Origin of the sequence: Virgibacillus salexigens, assembly GCF_014905415.1 — a bacterium.
Lineage (GTDB): Bacteria > Bacillota > Bacilli > Bacillales > Amphibacillaceae > Virgibacillus > Virgibacillus salexigens.
This window is the reverse complement of sequence record NZ_BNEO01000026.1, coordinates 1-520: the sequence shown is the minus strand read 5'-3', so window position 1 is coordinate 520 and position 520 is coordinate 1. Positions and strand designations below refer to the sequence as shown.

Here is a 520-nt window from a genome sequence, read left to right as displayed (position 1 = left end):
ACAATGATGTGGTTGTGTAAGACGTGATTTTTTCCGTCTAAATGCGTATACACAGCACTTTGATGGTTAGGATAGAGATTTTCTGCTAATTCAACGCCTAAATCATTGGCTTTTTGCCAGTCTTTTTGAACTTTCGGATTCAGTTCATCTAAGGCGAAAGATTGGGTAATACGCAAGACTTGATTGGATTCTTTGGTTTGGTTATGAAGTTGTCGAATGACATCAAATTGTTCTTTGGCGATAAAGGGATCAATCCCGTTGGTTCCACCCACGGCAACTGCCCGACAATTTGTCAGCTCCACAGGACGTTCCAATTGATGGTCTTGTAGCCACTGTTCAGTTTTTTCATGCATGGGTCTGTCTTGCCCTAAAGCATAATTAAGGGCGCTCGCTGCACTTGCGCCATTGCTTATTTTTGCAATTGTTGCCATAACTCTTGATACCCCTTTTGAGCTTGAGCGAGTACTCCGTATGTATAGCGTAAAGCCACGATCAGCTCTTTATCTTGGTTGTCCATCCG

General features: G+C 42.9%; 1 protein-coding gene. It reads right to left on the bottom strand.

What is annotated here, in order from left to right; genetic code table 11:
• On the bottom strand, positions 1–431 hold a 431-nt coding region (locus JKP73_RS22040), incomplete at its 3' end, for a relaxase/mobilization nuclease domain-containing protein (RefSeq protein WP_200411968.1).
• Positions 432–520 lie beyond the last annotated feature (89 nt).